Origin of the sequence: Peribacillus sp. Hz7 (genome assembly GCF_042136355.1) — a bacterium.
In the GTDB taxonomy this organism is placed as follows: Bacteria; Bacillota; Bacilli; order Bacillales; family DSM-1321; genus Peribacillus; species Peribacillus asahii_A.
Genome location: NZ_JBHHJV010000005.1, coordinates 138,297 through 157,410, shown reverse-complemented (window position 1 = coordinate 157,410; position 19,114 = coordinate 138,297). Strand labels below are relative to the sequence as shown.

Sequence of the window (19,114 nt, the reverse complement as noted above, 5' to 3'; positions counted from 1 at the left end):
CCTTTTTAATCAAAGCGTTTCCGTTTCGACGACGATGGGATTCCTAATTGTTCACGATATTTTCCCACCGTTCGCCGCGCTAATACAAGACCATGTTCTTTTTGTAATAGCTCAACAAGGTCTTGATCCGAAAGCGGCTTTTTCTTATTCTCTGTCTTAATTGCAGCGGCTAATAGATTCTTAGCCTGTAATCCCGAAATATCTTTTCCATAATCGGTCGATGAAAGAGAAGTAGAGAAAAACGTGCGCATATCAATCGTGCCAAATGGAGTCTGTACGTATTTTCCTTTTACTGCACGACTGACTGTCGATTCGTGAATTTCTAACTCATCGGCTACATCCTTCATCGTCATTGGTTGTACGTATTCTAGCCCATGATAAAAGCATTTTGGTTGTTTTTCCACAATACAGCGCATGACTCGTAAAATGGTTTCCTTACGCTGTTGAATTCCGCGTGAAATCCATTGATACTCCTGCCATTTCTCTTGAACAAATTGCTTAACCTGTTTATCTTGATGCTGTTTCATTCTATAAAAATATTGTTTATCAACACTTAACTTTGGTGTATTGCCATCTAGATCGCCGATAAATAATTGGCCGTCACGAACTTCAACAATGACATCCGGCACAATATATGTCGATTTTTCTTGGTGAAAGTATGAAGCTGGTCGTGGATTAAATGTTTGAATATAATCAAACACTCTTTGAATGTCTTGTAAAGATACACCTAATTGCTTACTAAGCTCTTTCCATCGTTTATTAGCAAATTCAAGAAAATAGTCTTGTAAAATCATTTCGGCTAATGGCTCTCTAGCATCTGCATAGGCTTGAATCCATAAACATTCTTGAAGGTTTCTTGCCCCCACACCATGCGGTTCAAGCTGTTGGAGTAACTCCAGGCTGTTTTGTAACGCATCAAAGGTAATAGAAGGGGTACATAAGTCATCTAGTTGAACACGTAAATAACCATTTTCATCTAAGTTTTGAATAAGAAGATCGAAGGCTTTCTGCTCTTCTTTCGTTAATTTTTGAAGATTTACTTGTGATAGAAGATGGGCTTCAAGCGAAGGATGGTCTTCACTTGCTTGCTCAATCCAGTAATCGGAATCATAATCTTTCTTCGTCCGTTTTCGTTTTTTTCGATCCATTCCTTGATGAAAAATTGTAGATGAAGGCTCATCAACGGATAATAAAGGATTCTCCATCATTTTATTTTCTAAAAAGGCAGAAAGCTCCTGCGTCGAATATTGTAAAAGGGCTATCGATTGAGTTAACTCTTGAGTCATTGCCATTTTTAACGTTTGCTGTTGAAACAATCCGGCTTTCATATTCACTTGCAAATCCCTCCCCAACTCTATTTTACAATATTAGAAAAAAATAACATACACTTTTCCTTGAAAACGCTTACCTTTTTATTTGTTTTTATTCACTATATGTTGCAATCATATATTTACGACAAAGATTGACGAATGCATGCTAAAAAATTTATCCCACACTTAGTAGGCAATAAGAATCCACCCTAAAACTCATGAGGAAACAAAGAAGATAGGCGAGAAATAACGGCCCGTAAAGGTCCGATTGGTAGGCTTTCACCAATCAGTTTCGTACGGTCACTTGATTGAAGCGAAGCAGAAATCTTAGTAACCGCAGGACGTGGCTAACCATTAGTGGGGGTGAAAGTTTCACTTTATGAATCTTTCAAATTAAGAGGTAGAGTAAAGGAATGGATATGTGAATAAATAGTAGGTAATCACTCTGCAAAATAAAAAAAGCCCCCTCCTTCACTTTATGAAGGAGAAAGCTTTTGGACGCCCTCGGCAGGAATCGAACCCACATCTTAAGAACCGGAATCTCACGTGCTATCCGTTGCACCACGAGGGCAAAATCATTTTTTTAATACAGTTCATTATAGGCTAGATAAGGTATGTTTGCAAGTGAATTTATGGTTTAAATTTGCCACGTTTGGATATGATGGATAAAGAACTTTCACGGTTAATTAAAAATTGCCAAAAAGAAGAGACAAAATCCAAACCTTTGGAAGGAGTCACTAGAAAAATGTCGAACAAATATATACATAAATAAGTTTGTTTTGTTTGACCTAAATTGACCAAAAAGTGTATCATACATACATAAACAAATTTAACCACTTTCTTAATTAAAGGAGGAACTAAACATGAACTTAATTCCTACAGTTATCGAACAAACAAACCGTGGGGAACGTGCCTACGATATTTATTCTCGCTTATTAAAAGACCGGATTATTATGCTAGGAAGCGCAATTGATGATAATGTATCCAACTCTATTGTTGCTCAACTATTATTCCTAGAGGCAGAAAATCCAGAGAAAGATATTACTCTATACATTAATAGCCCTGGTGGAAGTATTACATCTGGTATGGCAATTTACGATACAATGCAATACATTAAACCAAATGTATCAACTGTATGTATCGGAATGGCTGCTTCCATGGGTGCATTCTTACTTGCAGCGGGTGAAAAAGGAAAACGTTTCGCTCTTCCAAACAGTGAAGTTATGATTCACCAACCACTTGGCGGTGCACAAGGTCAAGCAACAGAAATCGAAATTGCTGCTCGTCGCATCCTTTTCTTAAAAGAAAAATTAAACCAAATTTTAGCCGATCGCACTGGTCAATCGTTAGAAACTCTTCAACGAGACACAGAGCGCGATAACTTCATGACAGCTGAACGAGCACTTGAATACGGCTTAATTGATAAAGTTATTACTCGCAATGTACTAGACGAGAAAAAAGAATCTTAATTAAGAAAAGCGCAGGCGGCTCGAACAGCTCGTAAAGAAAATAGGAAGAGTTGCCATAAGGCGTTCTTTGCCTTTTGGTGGCTCTTATCTTTTTCACAACGAGCTAGCCGCCGGAGCTAGACACCAAAACATATCTTAAATTTTATAATTTTTTATCTTATCGAAAAAAGCGTCCTATTATAGGACGCTTTTTTTTCGATGTATTATCCTTCTTGTTGAATAAACTGGACGAGCGACTCTAACGCTTCTTGCTCATCTCTCCCATCAGCAATAACCTTCACCGATACACCGGAGCTAATAGCAAGACTCATTAATCCCATAATGCTTTTAGCATTTACTTTCCTACCGTCTTTCTCCAAATAGACGTCTGAATTAAAACGGTTTGCTTCCTGAACAAAAAGAGCGGCTGGACGAGCTTGCAATCCTGTTTTCAATTGTACTTCTATTTGTTTTTCCACCATCCCATCTTCCTCCTATCCCCTTTATTTCTTCGCCGACAATGCTTCTCCTCCACGAAGTTTATCTGCAATTTCGTCAATCTTTCTTAACCGATGATTAATACCTGACTTACTAATGTTCCCGCCTGATACCATCTCACCTAATTCCTTTAATGTCACATCTTGATAAGCGACTCTTAACTCTGCAATTTCTCTAAGCTTATCTGGCAGCACACTTAAGCCAACCGTCTCTTCAATATACCGAATGTTTTCCACTTGTCGTAAAGAGGCTCCAATCGTTTTATTTAAATTGGCGGTTTCACAGTTAACAAGCCGGTTCACCGAATTACGCATATCCCTTACAATACGAACATCTTCAAATCGTAATAAAGCAGAATGCGCACCGACTACGCTCAAAAATTCTGCAATCTTCTCGGCTTCTTTTAAATACGTAATATACCCTTTTTTACGTTCTAACGTTTTGGCCTTTAATCCAAATATATTCATAAGCTCACATAGTGCATCATTATGCTCTTTATAAAGTGAAAAAATCTCTAGATGATACGACGATGTTTCTGGATTATTGACCGACCCTCCTGCTAAAAAAGCACCTCTTAAATAAGACCTCTTACAACATTTCTTACCTATGATGTTATCGGATAAATAGTGAAGAATTTCAAACCCTTCACCTAAAATTTCTAAATCCGTTAAAATCTCTTGTCCGCCAGCTGATATTCTTACAATATATACATTGTTCTTTTTTAGCTTCATTTTTTTTCGAACTAGCAATTCTACTTGCACTTCATAGCTCTTTTTAAGCAGCGTATAAATTCTTCTAGCAATTGCTGCATTTTCTGTTTGAATATCGATAACTAACTTTCGATTAGAAAATGAAAGAGATCCATTCATGCGTATAAGCGCACAGAGTTCTGCTTTGCTGCAGCAGCCCTTGCTTTCTAAAGTGGTCAATTCTTTTTTTGTTTCCGAAGCAAAAGACACCCTGTTCACCTCCAATCGATTACAAGAAGAAACGCGCAGGCGGTTCGAACAGCTCGTGAAAAAATAGGAAGAGTCCCCACAAATGCTGTTTGCCTTTTGGCGACTCTCTTATGTTTTTCACAGCAAGCTAGCCGCCAGAGCTAGACAATTTACAGCTTACCATTCCCCGCCGCTTCTTACTTTTTTTCAATCATACGATAAAGTAACTCCGCTACTTTTTTCGTATCATGGCGTACCACATGTCCTTCATAACTAAAAATCCGATCTTGAATAATTTCAAGCCCCATGTTCTTTAAGCTATCCACATCATAAACAACGGGCTTAGCGAATTCCTCTTCATAACGTTGTTGAACTTCAAGAGGAACCTCCTCATTATTCACTAAAATGCTATCAATACAAGAACAGCCAACATGGTTATACAACGCTTTCACATGGTCACTTGCTGTATAGTCGAGTGTCTCGCCAGCTTGTGTCATTAAGTTACAAATATACACTTTCTTAGCAGAGGCTTCTACAATCGCCTCCCCAATTCCGGGAACAAGCAAGTTAGGTAAAATACTGGTATACAAACTGCCCGGTCCAATAACAATCAAATCTGCCCGCTTAATTTCTGTTAACGTTTCACTTAGTGGTTTAATATGTTCCGGTGTAAGAAATACTCTCTTAATTCGCTTACCTGAGAAAGGGATTTTCGATTCACCGCTTACAATCGAACCATCCTCCATCTCTGCATGTAACACAACACTTTGATTCGCGGCCGGTAAAACTTTTCCATGCACATTCAAAAACTTACTCATTTCTTGAATCGCATGAACAAAGTCACCCGTTAGGGAAGTCATAGCTGCCAAAATGAGATTCCCAAGAGAATGGCCAGACAATTCATTTTTCTCAGTAAAACGATGTTGAAACATTTTTTCAATAAAGGGCTCCACATCTGACATCGCAGCCAATACATTCCGAATGTCTCCAGGAGCCGGAATATCCATTTCCTCACGAAGTCGGCCGGAGCTTCCCCCATCATCGGCAACTGTCACAATGGCTGTAATATCGACAGGGTGTTTTTTGAGCCCCCGTAATAATACCGGCAGCCCTGTTCCGCCGCCGATAATTACTACTTTAGGGTGTTTCTGTTTTTTTCGCATCCTGTTTCCCCTTACGCTTCTCGATATCACGATGAGCAATCTGCGTTGTGTAATCTCTTTTGAAATGGTTAGCAAGATATTCTGTTAACGCAACAGAGCGATGTTGACCACCGGTACAGCCGATTGCAATAATTAGCTGGGACTTTCCTTCACGTTTATAATATGGCAGCATAAACGTAAGCAAATCGGTTACTTTTTCTAAAAACTTCTTTGTCTCACTCCATTTAAGCACATAATTCGATACTTCTTCTTCCAACCCTGTTTGTGGCCGCATATGTTCAATATAATGAGGATTCGGTAAAAAGCGAACGTCAAATACAAGATCAGCATCGATTGGGATACCGTGCTTAAAGCCGAAAGACATCACATTGACTGTAAATACAGGCTGTTTACTAGTGGAAAATTCCATCGTGATTTTTTCTCTTAACTCACGCGGCTTTAATTGTGATGTATTGTAAATCAGCTGCGCTCTTCCCTTTAATTCATCTAAGAGGTCGCGTTCAAGCTTAATTCCTTCTAAAGGGCGGTCAAGTGGAGCCAGTGGATGCGTTCTTCTTGACTCTTTATATCTTCGCACTAATGATGCATCATCGGCATCAAGGAAGAGAATTTGTGGAACGACCCATGGTGTTTGTGACAAATCATCTAAAGCAACGAATAAGGAATCAAAAAACTCACGTCCACGCAAGTCCATCACAATCGCTACTTTATTCATCTTATTCCTAGAGTCCTTCATTAACTCTAAAAACTTTGGCAATAATGCAGGTGGTAAATTATCAATACAGAAAAAGCCTAAATCCTCAAAGCTTTGAATCGCTACGGTTTTTCCTGCTCCAGACATTCCTGTAATAATGACTAATTGTGTTTCATTCTTCGGTTCATTCAAATTCTTCACCCCCGCTTATAGTATTCTTTATAATCAACCTGGATCCAATCGATAAGAAAGCAATTTAAAGTCTGGTGTATACGTAAATGTCCCATAAATAATGCCTTTACCGTGAATCATATATTCTAAAATATGATGATCTCCTTCTGCCATCGCGAGTTCTTTCGTCTCATCTATCGGATGCCAATGAAGCTCTCCTTCTTCACACACATCATTATTAATTCCATCTGATTCTGTCGCATAGAATGTGAACATCATCCATTCTGTCAGGACTTTGTCTCCATCCTTCATAATAAAAGTAAAGATGCCTTTAATCGATGGATTTTTCAGATACACACCTGTTTCTTCTCGGTATTCGCGAATACAGGCATCTCGAACGGATTCTCCAGGCTCCATCTTGCCTCCTGGAGCAACCCACCAACCTCGTCTAGGTTTTTTCAAAAGCAAAATCTGATTATCTTTTACTAATACACAATTTGTCACACGTTGCATATTTATCACCTCGATTGCCCTGTACTAACTTAAACAGGCTGAATTTGTATAGTAATAAGAAAAGCGTAAGTGCCTTGATTAGCTCCAACAGCTGCTTGCGAGTCGAAATGTGAAGCGACTCTTTTACTTTCTATCGGCTAAATCGAAGTACCTCGAAGGGCTCGGAGCCTCTAAGATGGAGCTAGACAACAAAGCGTTTCGAAAATCTTATACTTTCTGATTCTTAAAAGTCTGTTTTCGCTAAAACTCATGTATGTTATATCTTTTTATTATACTCTTTTTACTATAAGCTCTCAATGAACAACGCCCGTCATTTTAAGATGCGAAGCGCGACAGCCATATAACATAAAGAACCGACAGATACATCCTCTATTCTCCGAGGTGGTGAACTAGACGAGGCCTTAAAGGAAATCAAAAAATTCCAGACGTTCTTCTTACACACAAAAAAAGACACAGACCAAAATGATCTGTGCAACAACGTGTTTACTTATAAAAGGGGGTCAATTACTTACCCTTACTATACCTAAACTTTATTTCAGCTGTGTTACAGCTTAGTTAAAACAGAATGACGATATGATTAAATTTTTCCATGGAAACATTTATGCTTTTATTTGTAACTTTTCTTTTAGTTCTTCTACATAATGTTGAACAGATTGAGCAGCAATGCTTCCGTCTCCTGTAGCTGTTACGATTTGACGCAATGTTTTTTCACGAACATCTCCAGCAGCAAAGATTCCAGCTACTTTTGTCTCCATTCGTTCATTCGTTTCGATATAACCTGTTTCATTTGTAATACCTAGGTTTTCAAATGGCTTCGTTAATGGCAGCATACCAATGTAAACGAAGACACCATCTGCTCGATGCTCTGTCTCTGTACCATCAACAGTAGATACAAGCGTTACACTACCTACTTTGCCATCTTTTTCATTAATTTGTTTCAATGTCGTATTCCAAATGAAATCAACTTTTTCATTCGCAAAAGCACGATCTTGCAGAATTTTTTGAGCACGAAGCTCATCGCGACGGTGAACAATCGTTACTTTTGAAGCAAAGCGAGTTAAATACACACCTTCTTCAACAGCTGAATCTCCGCCCCCAATTACAAATAATTCTTTTCCTTTAAAGAATGCGCCGTCACATACGGCACAATAAGATACGCCTCGTCCGCCTAATTCTTTCTCACCAGGAACACCGATTTTTTTGTATTCAGCACCTGAAGAAATAATGATGGAACGAGCTTTGTATTCTTTCGAGCCAGCGATAATCGTTTTATATTCTTCGCCATCGATGATTTCTTTTACATCACCATAAGCGTATTCAGCACCAAACTTCTTAGCATGTTCAAACATTTTGGTAGAAAGCTCTGGTCCAAGAATTGTTTCAAACCCTGGATAGTTTTCCACTTCCTCTGTGTTTGCCATTTGTCCGCCTGGCATTCCACGCTCTAGCATTAATGTAGAAAGATTCGCACGGGATGTATAAACAGCAGCAGTCATTCCAGCTGGACCAGCTCCAATAATTACTACATCATAAATTTTTTCTTCTGTCACATTGTTCACTCCTTCTGACTTTCCAACCAATTAATTAACGATAGTATTTCCTATCTATTATCCTATATAACAAATAATCATCAGTCCAAATATTTGCTCAGTTTAAGAAAGATTGAACAAGCTTAATGTACTTTGAAATGGTAGAAACGGAAATAAAGTGCTTCTCGGCAATTGCTGCCTGGCTTTTTTTCTCATCACGAATCTGATACCACACATACTCAAGAGCAGCCGCCCAGCCAGCAGGATTATTAAATTTATGCTGTACTTTCACCGCTTCCACAAATACGGAAAACCATAGTAAGTAAATTCCCGCTTCAGTCAATTTAATCGGCTTAAAATGCTGATACAGTAAATCCGCTGTTCGATCCGCAAAATCAATGACCGTCAGCTCTCGCTCTTTATTTATATCTTTTACACAATCAGCATAGCTCTTTTCTAATGATGTAAAAGCTGTATTTTTCACAAATAGCTTATTTTTCACTAAGCTGTGTTTATGCTTTGAATGCTTTACAAGAAAAATCGCAAACAATCTTTCTTCAATATGTTCGCTTTCTAAACGTTTTAAAATAGATGGCAAATGATGTTCAAAGCCAGCAATAGCTACATTGGATTCGCTCCAAGGCTCCATTCCCTCTTTATCAGGATTTATTTCCACGACTTTTTTCCAAGCCTTATGAGCAGTCTGTTCATGCCCTAAATGGTATGCAGACGTAGCTAACCAAAAATAAAAAGAGGCGTCGCCTTCAAATCCTTTCTTTTGCAGCTGCTTTAACCATTTGTACGCTAATGAATACTTTCCAATTAACGCAAAAGTTGCACCTAATTTAAAACGATGCTCGATTAAAATTGGACGAACCTTCGCTAATGTATTGACTAACTCTCCCAGCTTCACTTCATCCTGCTGGTAATGATGGAACACAGCCAAATTACAAAGGGCATGCAAATTTCCTGGACTCTTTTCTAACACTTCTTCTAAAGTGGCATACGCCTCATCGATTTGTCCTAAATAAAAATAGGCCAGCGCTAGATTATTATAAGCAGACCAGTAATCTTCATACTCTTCAATCATGTTCTTTAGTACTTCAATCGCTTTCGGAAAATTTCCCGCTTCTAAATATTCACGTGCTTTTTCTTGCTTCATAATGAGTCCATCTTGACTAAATAAGCTTTCTTCCGTTTCATCTGTTTCGAACATAATGAGTTCAAGAAGATCCTCAGCCTCTTCACTAAATTCACCGTGTTCTTCTTTATCAAGATACGTATTAGCATGACGATACGCCTCTTCAAACATACCCAGATGTGCATAGTTATTGGCTAAGAAGTAATGACATTCAGTCATATAAGGATCCAGCACGTTTAGAATATTTTCAAGAAGATTATTCGAGTAATTGTATTCGCCAATTTCCGTACATGTAATAGCCAACTGACACGAAATCATTGGCTCTCCTGGTTCAAGCTCAAGCGCTCTCTCCAAATATTTTTTTGCTTTATATAATTCACGTTTGTGATATGCTTTTAATCCCTTGGTGAAGTAATATTCCCCAGTCGGGTAAAAGGACAATACTTTCGCCGGCTGTCCTAGTTTAGCGTCTTTACTCATGTAATCCTCCATCCACAAGTTGTTAACTACAGTAGTATATCATAATGCTGATTATTTGCCGAACCAGTAAATAAATAACAGGAACTAGAAAATTCACAGATACATCTATTGTAGCAGGTTTGTGCATGATTGCATGAATAATCACGTGTCTTTTTTATAAAATTTCTATAGAGTGTAAAGCAGTTAAACCCTTGTGTTTATTGATTTTTTTCATTTAATCAAACGTTTGATTAAATTTAAATAGACGGAAGGACTACCCCGAAAGCCATTTTTTATGACTTTCAGAGCAGCCCCCCTGCTTATTACTTCTCTTCTTTTGATGCATGTCTTTCTTTTAATACAGCTAACACTTCTTGCAATGGAAGCTCTTGTTCTTGAAGTAAAACTAGTAAGTGATATAGTAAATCTGCACTTTCCCATTTCAGTTCTTCTGCATCACGGTTCTTCGCTGCGATAATAACTTCCGCTGCTTCTTCACCGACTTTTTTCAAAATTTTATCTACGCCTTCTGTAAATAAATACGTTGTGTATGAACCCTCAGGCATTTGTTCTTTTCGTTTTCCAATTAATTCTTCTAGTTCAAATAAAAATGCAGCATCTTGATTAGCCATGTTGTTCGCCCCTTTGTCTTGGTAGATTGTTTTCGTAAAGCAGCTTGTTGTACCAGTATGACACGCCGGACCATTTGGAATAACGCGTACAACTAATGCATCTTGATCACAATCAAATGTTATATCCACAATCTTTTGTGTATTGCCACTTGTCGCCCCTTTATGCCAAAGCTCTTGGCGAGAACGGCTAAAGAACACCGTTTCCCCCTTTTCCTTTGATAATTTTAAAGACTCTTTGTTCATATAAGCAAGTGTCAACACTTCTTTTGTATTGGCATCTTGAACAATGGCTGGTACAAGCCCTTTTTCATCGAATTTAATGCTTTCGATTTTCATCGTACAACGACTCCTTGTTCCTTCAAAAACGACTTTACTTCTTTAACGGATGTTTCTTTGTAATGGAAAATAGAAGCGGCTAATGCAGCATCTGCTTTTCCTTCTTCAAACGCTTCTTGGAAATGCTCCGCGTTCCCTGCTCCTCCTGAAGCAATAACAGGAACAGAAACCGCCTCACTTACCGCTTTTGTTAACGCGATATTAAAGCCTTGCTTCTCACCGTCACAATCCATACTCGTTAATAAAATTTCGCCAGCCCCGCGGCTTACCGCTTCCTTCGCCCAAGCAACAACTTCCCAATCGGTCGCCGTTCGACCGCCATGGGTATAGACGCGCCATGAACCAAGCTCTTCATCATAGCGAGCATCAATCGCCACAACGATACATTGCGCTCCAAAATAATCAGAGCCTTCATTAATTAGGTCAGGACGAACAACAGCCGCTGTATTCAGCGATACTTTATCCGCACCTGCACGTAAAATTTTCTTCATATCAGCCAGCGAGTTAATCCCGCCGCCAACGGTAAAAGGAATGGCTAAGCTTCCTGCTACTGAACGAACGACATCGACCATCGTTTCACGTCCTTCATGTGAAGCAGAAATATCAAGAAAAACAAGCTCATCGGCTCCTTCTTGATCATAAAAAGCAGCCAATTCAACTGGGTCCCCAGCATCGCGTAACGACACGAATTGAACTCCTTTTACAACGCGTCCATCTTTCACATCCAAACATGGAATAATACGTTTTGTGAGCATGTTAACCACGCACCTTTTCTAGTGCTTCTTTTACTGTAAAGCGATTCGTATAAATTGCTTTTCCGATAATGGCACCGATAATACCGCTCTTTTCATAGTTTTGAAGAGCCACGAGGTCATCCAATGAACTAATCCCGCCAGAAGCAATAACACCTTTTCCTGTCGCTTCAGCCATCGCCACAACACCTTGTACATTTGGACCAGACAACATGCCGTCTGTTGCAATATCCGTTACAATAAACGTTTCGGCACCGGCATCCGCTAATGCTTTTCCAAGTTCAATCGCTAATGTTTCAGATGTTTGAAGCCAGCCATGCGTTGCAACAAGGCCATCTTTTGCGTCAATTCCAATGGCAATATGCTTTCCATACTTACGAATCATTTCTTTAGTAAAAGCAGGGTCCGAAACAGCTGTGCTTCCTAAAATAACACGCTCAACTCCGTTATCAAGATACGTTGCAATATCAGCTTCTGTCCGAATACCACCGCCGATTTGAATTTTTGCTCCTAATTCTTTCGCTGCTTGAATCACATACGCATCATTAATACGGCTGCCCTCTTTAGCCCCATCAAGGTCCACCATATGTATCCACTCTGCTCCTTGGTCTGCAAAGTTTTTCGCCATATCAAAAGGAGAATCGCCATAAACCGTTTCTTGATTATAATCTCCTTGAATTAAACGTACACATTTGCCACCGCGCATATCAATGGCTGGATAAATCTTGAACTCGCTCATGCCTGATCCTTCCCTTCCACTAACGCCAAGTAATTTCTTAATAACGACATCCCCATTTGTCCGCTCTTTTCTGGGTGAAACTGCATCCCGAACACATTGCCGCTGCCCACAATCGCGGGAACTGCCACATGATAATCGGCTGAAGCTGTAACAAAGCTTGCATCCGTCTGTGCATAATAAGAATGAACAAAGTACACATAGTCTTCTTCTAACCCTTTTAATAATGGTGAAGATTGATTAAAAGAAAGGCGGTTCCAACCCATGTGAGGCACTTTATACTTCTCACCATTGTCCTCTCCAGTAAAACGAACAACTTTCCCGGGAATCAACGATAGGCCTTCTGCCGGACCATTTTCTTCGCTCTCATCAAACAATAGCTGCATGCCAAGGCAAATTCCTAATAAATAACCGCCATTCGCCACATATTGTTTAACAAACGTATCTAGCCCTGTTTCTTTTAACAAGTTCATTGCGTCACGAAATGAACCTACACCTGGAAGAATCAGTCCGCTTGCTTTCGCTAACTCTTCCGGATTATTTGAAATAAAGGACTGTGCTTCAAGACGTTCCAATCCTTTCGTAACAGAAAATAAATTTCCCATCCCATAATCAATAATACCAATCATTTATAACATCCCTTTCGTTGAAGGAATTCCTTTGACACGCGGATCAATCATTGTTGCTTCATCTAAAGCTCTTCCTAACGCTTTAAAAATTGCTTCAATAATGTGATGTGTATTGTGACCATAGTGCACGATGACGTGTAAATTCATTCGTGCTTCAAGGGCAAATTTCCATAAAAATTCATGAATTAATTCCGTATCAAATGTACCTACTTTTTGCGAAGGAAAATCCGCACGAATTTCAAAGGCAGGACGATTGCTTAAATCAATGACAACTTGTGCAAGAGCTTCATCCATTGGAACAAACGCATTTCCATAACGCTTAATCCCGCGTTTATCACCAAGAGCTTGTGAAAGAGCTTGCCCTAGACAAATCCCAATATCTTCTGTTGTGTGATGATCATCGATTTCTGTATCCCCTTTTGCATCGATCGTCATATCAAATTTTCCGTGTTTCGTAAACAAATCCAACATATGTGTCATAAATGGAACAGCTGTTTCAATCGAAGCTTTTCCTTCTCCATCAACTGAAAAGTCCAACTTAATATTCGTCTCATTCGTTTTTCGTTCAATACTTGCAGAACGCTCCATTATAAACCCTCCTTCTGTCCAATCGTATCTATATATAAGGTAAGAAAGTATATTTTCGATATTTAATGTCTAGTTCAAGGTCAGAGCTGACTTTGCACTTCTCTTATTTTTTACGAGCTTCAATGGCACGAGCGTGTGCTTCAAGACCTTCCATTCGCGCAAAAGTAGCGATTTTTTCAGCATTTTGTCGAAAAGCTGTTTCACTGTACATAATGATGCTTGATTTTTTTTGAAAATCATCAACATTCAATGGACTAGAAAAACGTGCTGTTCCGTTTGTTGGTAATACATGGTTCGGACCAGCAAAATAATCTCCGACAGGTTCCGAGCTAAAACGACCTATAAAAATCGCTCCAGCATGTCGAACTTGCGCCATGACTTCCATCGCATCACGCGTTATAATTTCTAAATGTTCCGGTGCCAATTCATTTACAGCATCAATGGCTTCACCTAAGCTGTCACATACAACAATTCGACCGTAATCAGCAATAGAAGCTGCGGCAATATCACGACGAGGCAGCAAAGCAAGCTGCTTTTCCACTTCACTTGCCACTTCTTCGGCTAATTCAGGCGAAGTCGTAATAAGTACACTGCACGCACGAGCATCATGCTCTGCTTGTGATAAAAGGTCAGCTGCAACTTCTGCAGCAACTGCTGTTTCATCTGCTAAAACTGCAATTTCACTAGGCCCTGCAATCATATCAATCGCTACATCACCAAACACTTCTCGTTTAGCAAGCGCTACATAAATATTCCCTGGTCCGACAATTTTATCGACTTTAGCAATCGTTTCGGTTCCATAAGCAAGTGCCGCAATCGCTTGAGCGCCGCCAACTTTATAAATTTCTGTTACACCAGCAATTTTGGCTGCCGCTAATACAGGAGCAGATAATGAACCGTCTTTCCCTGGAGGAGAAACCATGACAATTCGTTTTACACCCGCTACTCTAGCCGGCATAATATTCATCAATACAGAGGATGGATAAGCAGCTGTACCACCAGGAACGTAGACACCAACCGCATCAAGGGGCGTCATTTTTTGTCCCAGCATGGTTCCTGTTTCATCTGTCGTCATCCACGAATTACGCGTTTGTTTCTCGTGGAACTTTCGAATATTATCTGCCGCTTCTTGTATAATCGCCAGCTGTTGATCTGGTAAAGTTGCGACAGCAGCCTCTAATTCTGCTTCGGAAACAAGTAATTCCTTAACTTGTACACCGTCAAATTTTTCTGTGTATTGAGATACAGCTGCATCTCCGTTTTCTCTCACACCATTAATAATATCTTGAACGGCTTTTCTTTGATCCTCGGTTCCCGAGTCAACCGAGCGCTTCAAGGAAAGATCTTTTGTTAATCGTTCAATTTTCATACGCTCACCTCATTTAAAAAATCCGATCACTTATTCGATAATTTCTGCTAACCGGTCGACAATTTCCGTAATCCGTTCTTCTTTAATTCGATAGCTTACAGGATTCGCTACTAATCGTGATGTAACATCCGCAATTCGTGCGTATTCAACAAGCCCATTTTCCTTTAAAGTTTGCCCCGTTGACACAATATCAACAATTCGCTCTGCCAAGCCGATTAATGGTGCCAATTCAATGGAACCATTTAACTTAATAATTTCGACTTGCTCACCTTGCTCACGGAAATAGCTTGAAGCAACATTCGGATATTTACTCGCAATCTTTGGCGCAATATCGCTAATTTTTGTATTTGGAAGCCCTGCCACCGCTAAGTAACAGGCACTAATTTTTAAATCTAGAAGCTCATACACATCGCGTTCTTCTTCAAGCATTACATCTTTCCCGGCAATCCCAAGATCCGCTACTCCATGCTCAACATATGTCACAACATCCATTGGCTTCGCTAATATAAAACGTAAATTTTCCTCTTCGACTTCAATAATTAATTTACGTGAATCATCGAATTCAGGAGGAAGACGAAAGCCTGCTTTACGCAACATCTCTGCAGCCTCTTCAAAAATTCTTCCTTTTGGCATTGCAATCGTTAAAAAGCTACTCATTGCTTACTCTCCCTCCATTCCCTACAAATAAATGTACATCTGAAAACGTTCTTGTATAAGCATCTACATTTTCTACTGCATTAATATCTTGAATCGTTACCATAATGCCTTCCGCACGCTTATGCTTAGCAAAGTCTAACGCTTCTTTACGACGCTCTGGGCTAAATAAAATACATTCCGGTACGTCCGCTTCCTGTATTTCACCAATCGCTTCCACCAAACGATCCATGCGAATGCCGAATCCTGTTGCCGATGCATCCCATCCGAATTTATCAAGAAGATTATCGTAGCGGCCCCCGTTTCCAATTGGTGAACCAACCCCGCCTGCATATACTTCAAATAACGTTCCTGTATAGTAGCTCATATGACTAACAAGTGTTAAATCCAAGCTTACATATTGATCAACACCAAATTCTTTTAATTGAACCGCCAATTCTTGCAACTCAGAAAGCTGTTCGCGACCGTGCTCTCCTTCTAATAAATCAAGTGCTTTTGTTAGCGTGTTTTCCCCGCCACGAAGAGAAATAAATTCAATTAATCGTTGCTTATCAATAGAAGAAAGCGTTAAAGATTTCACATGCTCACGATAGCCTACATAATTTTTTTCATATAAAAATTTACGTAGTACGGCTGCTCTTTCTTCATTTCCTAAAATACTTAGGAACAATTCTTGAACAAATCCGATATGTCCAATCGTAATCTTAAATTTCTCTAATCCTGCCGCTTTTAACACATCAGCCATTAAAGCAATCATTTCTGCGTCGGCACTAGTCGACTTGTTACCAATGCATTCAATGCCCATTTGTTCAAACTCAGCAGGACGTCCGCCTTCACGCTGCTGTGCTCGATACACATTTGCAGAATACGCTAAGCGCAATGGAATTCTTTGATTTAATAACTTAGATGCCGCAACACGTGCAATCGGTGTCGTCATGTCTGGGCGAAGAACAAGTGTATGCCCTTGTTGATCCAGTAACTTAAACAATTGTTGATCTAAAATCGCTGATGCCTCACCAATCGTTTCATAATATTCTAAAGCTGGAGTTTCAATAAATTGATAGCCCCATTTCTTAATTTCATCACTCATTTTATTTCGGACCGCTGCTTTTGTTTCATAAAGCTCCGGCAGCGTATCTCTCATGCCTAACGGTTTTTCAAACATAAATGGCTTTGTCACGACTGCACATCCTTTTAATATAATGAATATTTTCTTACCATATCTTTCTTTAATTTATAAATAGTATCAAAAAAGTGGACAGAATCCTATAAATCATCACAATTATTATAATAAAAAAGCAAAATCCTTTAGTTCGCTAATATGGTAACAAAGTGAAGTTATATGTAGTGTACTCCTGCCCCTGTGAACAGTCAAGTGCAAACTCCTTTTTCCTTTTCTTAATGGTCCTGTTACATAACGTTGTTGATTTTGGACTCATTCGTATGAAACTGAGGTTTCACACGCCTTTCAGCAGAGCTGGAAGGTTATCCTCCAAAATTACGGGCTTGTTATACCTGAAACTAATAAGCTCATCATATCAGGACTATTCACCCATTTCATATTTGAATCATTTACCGCTTACAACTAAAACTGTTACGAACTATAATTGGAATTTGATAGATAATTAGGTAATATAACTTAGGAGGAAAAACATGCAGAAAATTTTATCCGTTATTCTAGCAGCAGTAGTGTTTTTTACACTAACAAGCAGCCCTGGATACGCTGCTGCCTCTCTTAGTCAACAAGACTTAGAGGAATATTTAACTGAAGTAGATATGACACAAACAGAATTGGAAGAGTACTTAGATTACTACGGTGTCGAATTAGAAGAATTTTCTTCTATTGATGAGCTTCGTGATATGTTAGGGCCTGCTTTAACTCCAGCTAGCCTAGAAGATTTACTAAATGAATATGATATGACAGAAGAAGAGTTAACCGCTTTACTCATTGAATACGGAGAAATGGAAGAAGGAGAAACGATTCTTGATTCCTTTTATTTCGTCTCTGATATCGAACTGCTCATTCTTTTCGACCAAGACATGGGTGATATAGACTCGGCTGAGTTGTTAGACGGTCTTTCTGAATTTGATATACATGAGGAAGAGTTAGAACGCTTATTCACATATCTAGAACCGATTTTTGAACAACCTGGATTTGAAGATCAAATGATTGCTTTATCTGACCGTATGTTACAGTTTGAACAATTAGAAACATTAGATGATCTAACGGTTGAACAGATAGCAGAATTATTCTCTATCTATAATGATGTACAAGACTTACTTCAAGTTCAATTTAAATTTGCCTTAATCAAAGATGGTGTGACAACCCCAATTTCCATACAGGAACTGTATAGCATGGAAGAATTACCGGATGCTAGTTTACTAATTGCCATCCATGATTTAAATGGAAACCTGCTGCTAGATTTGATTGTAACTAGTGAGATGTTTGGCAGTGATTTGATTAAAGAGACAGCTCAAAGCTTGAAAGAGACGCCTGAAGTCATTAAAGAAATAAAATCAGAAGCTAACGCAAACAAAACTGTCCCAAAAACCGTTAAAGGCGGCTTACTACCTAACACGGCAGGCAATTATGCCATGAACACAATCCTAGGACTTTTACTGGTTGGCTTAGCATTTGTTTTATTCAGAAAAGCGAGAATGAACTAATTTATGAAAAACAATAGGCGTTCCAAACGAAAGAAAAGAATTAGCCTATTCTTAGCAATCTGTCTGTTATTTATAGGTGTATATTTCGCAGCAACGAATGCTTATCCCCTGCTAAAAAGTTATGATAAAGGGGATAAAAAAGAGGCTTCTGTTACGGCTGCTCAAGAAAAGAGCGAAGTAACAGAACAAAAAGAATTATATTCTACTCGTCCTGAAAAAGGAGATATGATAGGAGATCTTTACATTCCTAAATTAGACAGCACTTTGCCTATTTATCATGGAACCGATGAAGATGAATTGGAGAAAGGTGTTGGGCATTATGCAGGTTCGGTGCTGCCTGGTGAAGCAGACAATTCCGTACTATCAGGACACCGCGATACTGTATTTCGAAAGCTAGGCGAAATAGGGAAAGGCGATTTACTTATTACGAACACAGAAGCAGGTACATTCACATTTAAAGTACGAAAAGTGCGAATTGTGGATGCGGATGATCGTACCGTCATTGTTCCTAAGCCTAAGGCAACCTTAACCGTCACCACCTGCTATCCTTTCTCATATATTGGTAATGCGCCTGAACGATACGTGTTAATTGCAGATTTAGTAAAAACTGAAGTATCGAAATAGAGAAATAGGCTGTGAGAAATCACAGCCTATTTTCACAATATAAAGGGGACCAAACTGTAAGGTAAAGTTCAAAAGCTAAGATTCAGGGGGCTCAATCAATCATGAATAAACAACAGCAAGAACATTTCTTTCGTCTATTAAGACAAACCTATGAATCTGCAACGGCAGATGAAGATGTCTCTATTGAAAAGATATTAGCCCAAATTAAAAGCGGCCTATCTGATATCTTTAAAAAACTACACTAAAAAGAACTTACCCTCCTA

The 19,114-nt window shown here is 39.1% G+C and carries 20 protein-coding genes and 1 tRNA gene; 4 read left to right on the top strand and 17 right to left on the bottom strand.

Annotated features, from left to right (window positions below; translation table 11 throughout):
• Positions 1 to 5 precede the first annotated feature (5 nt).
• Both rpoN and ACE199_RS09645 read right to left on the bottom strand, forming a co-directional pair.
• On the bottom strand, positions 6 to 1,328 hold the full coding sequence (rpoN, locus tag ACE199_RS09650) for an RNA polymerase factor sigma-54 (RefSeq protein WP_375349662.1): 1,323 nt from the start codon (positions 1,326 to 1,328) through the stop codon (positions 6 to 8).
• A 481-nt stretch (positions 1,329 to 1,809) separates the two neighbouring features.
• Positions 1,810 to 1,881 (bottom strand) — tRNA-Arg (locus tag ACE199_RS09645).
• Positions 1,882 to 2,173: 292 nt separating this feature from the next.
• Between ACE199_RS09645 and clpP the strand changes: the two genes are divergently transcribed.
• Positions 2,174 to 2,779 carry an ATP-dependent Clp endopeptidase proteolytic subunit ClpP gene (gene clpP / locus ACE199_RS09640; RefSeq protein WP_375349564.1) on the top strand — a complete coding sequence of 202 codons (606 nt, stop codon included), beginning with the start codon at positions 2,174 to 2,176 and terminating at the stop codon, positions 2,777 to 2,779.
• A gap of 203 nt (positions 2,780 to 2,982) precedes the next feature.
• Here clpP and ACE199_RS09635 read toward each other — a convergent pair whose 3' ends face one another.
• The 15 genes from ACE199_RS09635 to ACE199_RS09565 form a co-directional block, all read right to left on the bottom strand.
• Complete coding sequence (locus tag ACE199_RS09635) at positions 2,983 to 3,240, bottom strand: HPr family phosphocarrier protein (protein WP_252287324.1); 258 nt, start codon at positions 3,238 to 3,240, stop codon at positions 2,983 to 2,985.
• Between the two features lie 21 nt (positions 3,241 to 3,261).
• Entirely contained in the window at positions 3,262 to 4,215 is a 954-nt protein-coding gene (gene whiA / locus ACE199_RS09630; RefSeq protein ID WP_375349563.1) for a DNA-binding protein WhiA, read from the bottom strand.
• 176 nt (positions 4,216 to 4,391) lie between these two features.
• Positions 4,392 to 5,357, bottom strand: a complete 966-nt coding sequence (locus tag ACE199_RS09625) for a gluconeogenesis factor YvcK family protein (protein WP_375349562.1) — start codon at positions 5,355 to 5,357, stop codon at positions 4,392 to 4,394.
• A complete protein-coding gene (rapZ, locus tag ACE199_RS09620) occupies positions 5,332 to 6,243 on the bottom strand; it encodes an RNase adapter RapZ (RefSeq protein ID WP_375349561.1) in 912 nt (303 codons plus the stop codon). The genes ACE199_RS09625 and rapZ overlap by 26 nt, the downstream gene beginning before the upstream one ends.
• A 33-nt stretch (positions 6,244 to 6,276) precedes the next feature.
• Entirely contained in the window at positions 6,277 to 6,735 is a 459-nt protein-coding gene (locus ACE199_RS09615; protein WP_375349560.1) for an NUDIX hydrolase, read from the bottom strand.
• Between the two features lie 599 nt (positions 6,736 to 7,334).
• Positions 7,335 to 8,285 (bottom strand): thioredoxin-disulfide reductase, encoded by a 951-nt coding sequence (gene trxB / locus ACE199_RS09610; protein WP_375349559.1) that lies wholly within the window; start codon positions 8,283 to 8,285, stop codon positions 7,335 to 7,337.
• 97 nt (positions 8,286 to 8,382) lie between these two features.
• The gene (locus tag ACE199_RS09605) at positions 8,383 to 9,885 is read right to left on the bottom strand and encodes a tetratricopeptide repeat protein (protein WP_375349558.1); all 1,503 of its coding nucleotides are present in this window, start codon (positions 9,883 to 9,885) and stop codon (positions 8,383 to 8,385) included.
• 302 nt (positions 9,886 to 10,187) lie between these two features.
• A complete protein-coding gene (gene hisIE / locus ACE199_RS09600; protein ID WP_375349557.1) occupies positions 10,188 to 10,832 on the bottom strand; it encodes a bifunctional phosphoribosyl-AMP cyclohydrolase/phosphoribosyl-ATP diphosphatase HisIE in 645 nt (214 codons plus the stop codon).
• Positions 10,829 to 11,587 (bottom strand): imidazole glycerol phosphate synthase subunit HisF, encoded by a 759-nt coding sequence (gene hisF / locus ACE199_RS09595; RefSeq protein WP_127762041.1) that lies wholly within the window; start codon positions 11,585 to 11,587, stop codon positions 10,829 to 10,831. Before hisF ends, hisIE begins: the two co-directional genes overlap by 4 nt.
• Position 11,588: 1 nt before the next feature.
• Positions 11,589 to 12,323 carry a 1-(5-phosphoribosyl)-5-[(5-phosphoribosylamino)methylideneamino]imidazole-4-carboxamide isomerase gene (gene hisA, locus ACE199_RS09590; RefSeq protein ID WP_375349556.1) on the bottom strand — a complete coding sequence of 245 codons (735 nt, stop codon included), beginning with the start codon at positions 12,321 to 12,323 and terminating at the stop codon, positions 11,589 to 11,591.
• A complete protein-coding gene (gene hisH / locus ACE199_RS09585) occupies positions 12,320 to 12,949 on the bottom strand; it encodes an imidazole glycerol phosphate synthase subunit HisH (RefSeq protein WP_127762043.1) in 630 nt (209 codons plus the stop codon). The genes hisA and hisH overlap by 4 nt, the downstream gene beginning before the upstream one ends.
• Positions 12,950 to 13,537 (bottom strand): imidazoleglycerol-phosphate dehydratase HisB, encoded by a 588-nt coding sequence (gene hisB, locus ACE199_RS09580; protein WP_119117681.1) that lies wholly within the window; start codon positions 13,535 to 13,537, stop codon positions 12,950 to 12,952.
• 103 nt (positions 13,538 to 13,640) lie between these two features.
• Positions 13,641 to 14,906: a histidinol dehydrogenase gene (gene hisD / locus ACE199_RS09575; RefSeq protein WP_375349555.1), complete on the bottom strand. Its 1,266-nt coding sequence runs from the start codon at positions 14,904 to 14,906 to the stop codon at positions 13,641 to 13,643.
• Between the two features lie 30 nt (positions 14,907 to 14,936).
• Positions 14,937 to 15,563: an ATP phosphoribosyltransferase gene (gene hisG, locus ACE199_RS09570; RefSeq protein ID WP_119117679.1), complete on the bottom strand. Its 627-nt coding sequence runs from the start codon at positions 15,561 to 15,563 to the stop codon at positions 14,937 to 14,939.
• Complete coding sequence (locus ACE199_RS09565; RefSeq protein WP_127762045.1) at positions 15,556 to 16,740, bottom strand: ATP phosphoribosyltransferase regulatory subunit; 1,185 nt, start codon at positions 16,738 to 16,740, stop codon at positions 15,556 to 15,558. The genes hisG and ACE199_RS09565 overlap by 8 nt, the downstream gene beginning before the upstream one ends.
• A gap of 473 nt (positions 16,741 to 17,213) precedes the next feature.
• Between ACE199_RS09565 and ACE199_RS09560 the strand changes: the two genes are divergently transcribed.
• From ACE199_RS09560 to ACE199_RS09550, 3 genes are all read left to right on the top strand, one after another.
• Positions 17,214 to 18,227, top strand: a complete 1,014-nt coding sequence (locus ACE199_RS09560; RefSeq protein WP_375349554.1) for a processed acidic surface protein — start codon at positions 17,214 to 17,216, stop codon at positions 18,225 to 18,227.
• A gap of 3 nt (positions 18,228 to 18,230) precedes the next feature.
• Positions 18,231 to 18,851 (top strand): class D sortase, encoded by a 621-nt coding sequence (locus tag ACE199_RS09555; protein ID WP_375349553.1) that lies wholly within the window; start codon positions 18,231 to 18,233, stop codon positions 18,849 to 18,851.
• A 101-nt stretch (positions 18,852 to 18,952) separates the two neighbouring features.
• Positions 18,953 to 19,096 carry a hypothetical protein gene (locus ACE199_RS09550; protein WP_252291818.1) on the top strand — a complete coding sequence of 48 codons (144 nt, stop codon included), beginning with the start codon at positions 18,953 to 18,955 and terminating at the stop codon, positions 19,094 to 19,096.
• Positions 19,097 to 19,114 lie beyond the last annotated feature (18 nt).

Coding starts and splice junctions, on each gene's coding strand:
- ACE199_RS09625 (WP_375349562.1), bottom strand. CDS start 5,357: ATGCGAAAAAAACAGAAACACCCTAAAGTAGTAATTATCGGCGGCGGA.
- ACE199_RS09615 (WP_375349560.1), bottom strand. CDS start 6,735: ATGCAACGTGTGACAAATTGTGTATTAGTAAAAGATAATCAGATTTTG.
- hisF (WP_127762041.1), bottom strand. CDS start 11,587: ATGCTCACAAAACGTATTATTCCATGTTTGGATGTGAAAGATGGACGC.
- clpP (WP_375349564.1), top strand. CDS start 2,174: ATGAACTTAATTCCTACAGTTATCGAACAAACAAACCGTGGGGAACGT.
- hisIE (WP_375349557.1), bottom strand. CDS start 10,832: ATGAAAATCGAAAGCATTAAATTCGATGAAAAAGGGCTTGTACCAGCC.
- hisG (WP_119117679.1), bottom strand. CDS start 15,563: ATGAGTAGCTTTTTAACGATTGCAATGCCAAAAGGAAGAATTTTTGAA.
- ACE199_RS09635 (WP_252287324.1), bottom strand. CDS start 3,240: ATGGTGGAAAAACAAATAGAAGTACAATTGAAAACAGGATTGCAAGCT.
- ACE199_RS09550 (WP_252291818.1), top strand. CDS start 18,953: ATGAATAAACAACAGCAAGAACATTTCTTTCGTCTATTAAGACAAACC.
- hisH (WP_127762043.1), bottom strand. CDS start 12,949: ATGATTGGTATTATTGATTATGGGATGGGAAATTTATTTTCTGTTACG.
- hisD (WP_375349555.1), bottom strand. CDS start 14,906: ATGAAAATTGAACGATTAACAAAAGATCTTTCCTTGAAGCGCTCGGTT.
- rpoN (WP_375349662.1), bottom strand. CDS start 1,328: ATGAAAGCCGGATTGTTTCAACAGCAAACGTTAAAAATGGCAATGACT.
- ACE199_RS09555 (WP_375349553.1), top strand. CDS start 18,231: ATGAAAAACAATAGGCGTTCCAAACGAAAGAAAAGAATTAGCCTATTC.
- hisA (WP_375349556.1), bottom strand. CDS start 12,323: ATGAGCGAGTTCAAGATTTATCCAGCCATTGATATGCGCGGTGGCAAA.
- ACE199_RS09605 (WP_375349558.1), bottom strand. CDS start 9,885: ATGAGTAAAGACGCTAAACTAGGACAGCCGGCGAAAGTATTGTCCTTT.
- ACE199_RS09560 (WP_375349554.1), top strand. CDS start 17,214: ATGCAGAAAATTTTATCCGTTATTCTAGCAGCAGTAGTGTTTTTTACA.
- hisB (WP_119117681.1), bottom strand. CDS start 13,537: ATGGAGCGTTCTGCAAGTATTGAACGAAAAACGAATGAGACGAATATT.